The organism is Mesorhizobium sp. M7A.F.Ca.US.005.03.2.1 (genome assembly GCF_003997795.1).
Classification (GTDB): domain Bacteria; phylum Pseudomonadota; class Alphaproteobacteria; order Rhizobiales; family Rhizobiaceae; genus Mesorhizobium; species Mesorhizobium ciceri.
The window spans coordinates 1-3,925 of sequence record NZ_RZRP01000607.1 but is presented as its reverse complement, the minus strand read 5'-3'; the positions used below and the strand labels follow the sequence as shown (position 1 = coordinate 3,925).

The window sequence follows — 3,925 nt, the reverse complement described above, 5'->3', positions numbered from 1 at the left end:
CTGTTGGCTTACCGAGTTGGTGTAGGCCTGCAAGAAGCTCTCGTACATCTTCTGGTAGGTTTCAGCCGTCACCTCAAGTTCTTCGAGCGTCGGCTCAGCACTCGTCCCGTCTGCTTTGGCTTCAATGCCGACGCTGTAGTCGTGCCGTGACCGGAACTGCTGCGCTTTTGCCATGGCCTCATTCATTTGAGTTCGCAGCTGCTGAAGCCGCATTTCCAGCCACGCGCCTCCTTCCTTGGCTGCGTCAGTCTTGGTTTCGATCTGCTCACGTACGAAGGCATCGGCCGTGGCGTTCGCAATCCTGGCTGCGCCCTCGGGATCAGGAGAGGTGAAGGATATGTCAATCGCGTAGGAAACGCCGACTCGGCGGACGTCGAGGCCGTTGCGGAAAACCAACATGCTCCGACGGAACTTCTGAAAATCGGTCAGCATGGGGGGTGCGGCAGGCTCGCTAAGAGCGAAATGCTGCAGCCAGGCGCTTTTCCGCAGCCCCAAGGCCTCAAGCAGGACAGCTCCGGTCTTCGTCAATCTGTCCCGCAAAGTCGGAGACTGGGAACGATTGAACTGCGCATCGTCGACGAGTTTCAACTGGTCGAGCACCATCGCTGCGATTTTTTCCGACTGCATTACAGCGATCTGGCTTTCCACCTGGGCAGTATCCAGTGACAGATCCACTTCGCCGCCCTCCTGCAGGTGTTGCGGCAATTTCGGCTCGATCAGAATCTGCGCGCTGGCGATGAAAGTTGGGTCGGTGCTCGAATTGTAAAACCCCGCCAACAAGAGAGCCATGGCAAGGCAGGCAATGATAGTTCCAGCGTAGCGGCGCAGAAATTCGGTAATGTCGGAGAGCCCAATGAACTCTTGGCCGGCGGAAGCCTGCTGGTCCGTCATCGAGGGCCATTGATTGGTGAACATGCGATTCATTCAGCTTCTCCTGCAGGCATACGCAGACACCCAGAGCAGCCCGCTCCATGCAGGCGGCCGTTGCATTTGGCCGGTCTTTGCATTGAAAGCCGAGGCCCCGCGATCCCAGACTGCTGCGGAAGATTACTCCCGTGATCCGGAAGGTAAATGCCGCCAATTGGCGTATGCGAAACTTAGGACCCGTGGGGCGGTAGAACGCGCGGCAGCGCTGCTCTCGCGGCGTCGACAAATGACGTCTGCTGTTCCAGCAAGGCCTGCCGTCCGCGGATGATCGCCAGGTTCTGCTCGAGAGTACCGATCTGCGCGGACATGCGTTCGGGACTCTCTCCATTTTCCATCGCTTCCAGGGCGAACGCAGCACAGTCCGTGAACCTTTCCACGCAAGGGCGCAGTGCCGCGATTTCCTTCTCGATGTCCATCTGAATGACCTCCAGAAGACTGGTCAGGCGACCGAACCGCCGTTGGTCGACATTCTGGCCGAATGGGAACCTGAATGCGGTCAGCGGCATGTTGCAGCCATCTTTCTCGTTGCACGCGAGAGGGGACGCACCTTGCAGAATACAAGACTCTCATGCTTGCACGAGACATCCTTTCGGTCATCGGCGGGCATGCTCATATTGGATGAGGGGTGGCAGCTAGGGCGATAGGGCTACTCGAATTCATGAAGGCGGCCACGTGCGGCGCGTGTTACGACTGTTGGCGCTAAACTGCGGAGCGGAAATCGTGACCGTGAACATAGTCGGACACGCGAGTCCAAACACATTCGCCTTCAAAACCAGTGCTCCGATCAAAGCCACGGGCTTTCAGGACGGCACCTGGGGCCTGGGCGTCGTCGAACAAAGCGGAGATCGTCCTGGTTGTGGAAAGCCTGTGTCGCCAGAGCGGCGCCGAGAGATACTCGAGGCTCTCGATGGCGTGCTGGGCGGCAATCCAGAGGTCGGAGCCTACAACCAGACATTCTGAGAGGAATTGGACCATGTCTGACCGGATCGTAAGTTTTGTCATGAGCGGGGGGGTCGGCTCACGGCTGTGGCCGCTCTCGCGCGAAGACAACCCCAAGCAATTCCACGATCTTTCGGGGGATGGCTCTATGCTTGCCAAGACTGTTCGTCGCCTTAAGGCGCGGCCGGACGGAGAGACGCCGATCTACCTGATAGCCTCCGAACGGCATGCCGAGCGCGTTATCTCGGACCTAGTACCGCTCGGCCTGAACGGCGGCAGACCGATCTTCGAGCCGGTCGGCCGCAATACCGCGGCCGCCGTCGCCATAGCCACCCTGCAAACGATCTCCGAATATGGAGCCGACGCCCTTGTGCTCGTGGTCCCCTCCGACCATCAGATATCGACGACAACGCAATTCTGGGAAACCGTCAAGGCCGGCGTGCCTGCCGCCGATTCAGGAAAGATCATCGTGTTCGGGATCAAGCCGACGCATCCCGAAACCGGATATGGTTACATCGAGACCACGGCAGATGCTGACGCAGTAGCCTCGGTTTCGCGCTTTGTCGAAAAGCCGAACGCCAAGTCGGCTCGCAAATACATGTCTTCGGGACAATTCTACTGGAACGCCGGCATTTTCCTCTTTCGAGCCGACACCATGCGGGAGGCTTTTCTCGAGTTCCAGCCCGACATCTGGGACGCCGCGGAACGGGCTTACAAGGGAGCGCGGACCGACGTCTCGGGCCTTTATTTGACACAAGGCTTCTACTTGGCCGTCCCCTCGACCTCGATCGACTACGCAATCATGGAGCATGCGCGCGACATCGCAATGGTTAGGGCCTCGTTCCACTGGACCGACCTTGGCTCATGGCAATCCCTAATGGAGGCCAGCCCCACGGACAGCAACGGCAATGTCACAATGGGCGATATCGTCGCCATCGATTGCCAGGACTCTTACTTCAGAAGCCAGGGCAGACTGCTGACCGTGGTCGGGATGAAGGATGTTGCGATCGTGGCGACGCCAGATGCGGTATTCGTCGCACCCGTCAGCCACAGCCAGAACGTGAAAAAAATCGTCGAACAGCTGGAGAAGAGCGGGCGCCTCGAAACGAAATTTACTGCCTCCGAAGACCGGATCATCATCAGTGGCTCATGGCGCAAGCGCGTGGAGCACTGGCTCTTCGAAGAAACCCTGCCGCTGTGGTCCACCGCTGGCGTCGACGATGTTTACGGCGGCTTCCATGAGGCCCTGGGCTTCGATGCGAGGCCATTGGGCAAACCCAAGCGCATGCGCACTGCGGCTCGCCAGATTTACGCTTTCGCAGTCGCCAAGGAACGTGGCTGGACTGGTCCGGCGGACAAACTCATCGAACACGGTATCGACTTCATCGCAAGATTCGGCCGCACGAACCGCGGCGGGTGGGTGCGAACTCTCAATGCCAACGGCAGCGTGGCCGACCCGACCGAGGACGCCTACGACCATGCCTGCGTGCTCCTGGCGCTGGCTCAAGCTCACCGATGCGGACACCACGATGCCCTGGAACTGGCACAACAGACGTTTCGTTTCATCGACGCCCACCTCGAGCACGACAGTCTGACCGGGTTCCTCGAGAGCCCCGGCTGGAACGGTGCGCGGTCTTCGAACCCACACATGCACATGCTGGAATCATTTCTTGCCTGGTATGGCGCCACGGGCGACCGTGAATATCTGCGTCGGGCAGCACGCATCATCGATCTCTTCCGGAGCCATTTCTTCGACCAGGAAAGCTGGACGGTTGGGGAACGTTTCGACGCCGATTGGTTGCCGTTGCAGGGAGATGAAGGACAGTGGACCGAACCGGGGCATCACTTCGAATGGGCTTCGCTCCTTGTCGATTTCGCACGAGCGAGCGGCCAGAAAGACTTGGTCGCCTACGCAAGGAAGCTCTATTCATCGGCGGTCGCCAGTGGATTGAACCGGACAACAGGTCTGGCTTTTGCTGCCGTATCGCGGCAGGGAATCCCTCTCGACCGGCTCTCCCGCAGCTGGCCGCAATGCGAAGCCGTCAAGGCAGCCGTAGCC

At 59.3% G+C, this 3,925-nt stretch carries 3 protein-coding genes; 1 reads left to right on the top strand and 2 read right to left on the bottom strand.

Features of this window, described 5'->3' with window-relative positions; genetic code table 11:
* Positions 1 to 924: Wzz/FepE/Etk N-terminal domain-containing protein (locus EN991_RS26645; protein WP_245461084.1), on the bottom strand; the 924-nt coding region annotated here is incomplete at its 3' end.
* Positions 925 to 1,097: 173 nt separating this feature from the next.
* A complete protein-coding gene (locus EN991_RS26640) occupies positions 1,098 to 1,433 on the bottom strand; it encodes a hypothetical protein (RefSeq protein WP_127366462.1) in 336 nt (111 codons plus the stop codon).
* Positions 1,434 to 1,900: 467 nt separating this feature from the next.
* On the opposite strand from EN991_RS26640, the gene EN991_RS26635 reads away from it, so the two are divergent.
* A partial coding sequence (locus EN991_RS26635; RefSeq protein WP_127369885.1) for a mannose-1-phosphate guanylyltransferase/mannose-6-phosphate isomerase occupies positions 1,901 to 3,925 on the top strand: 2,025 nt, incomplete at its 3' end.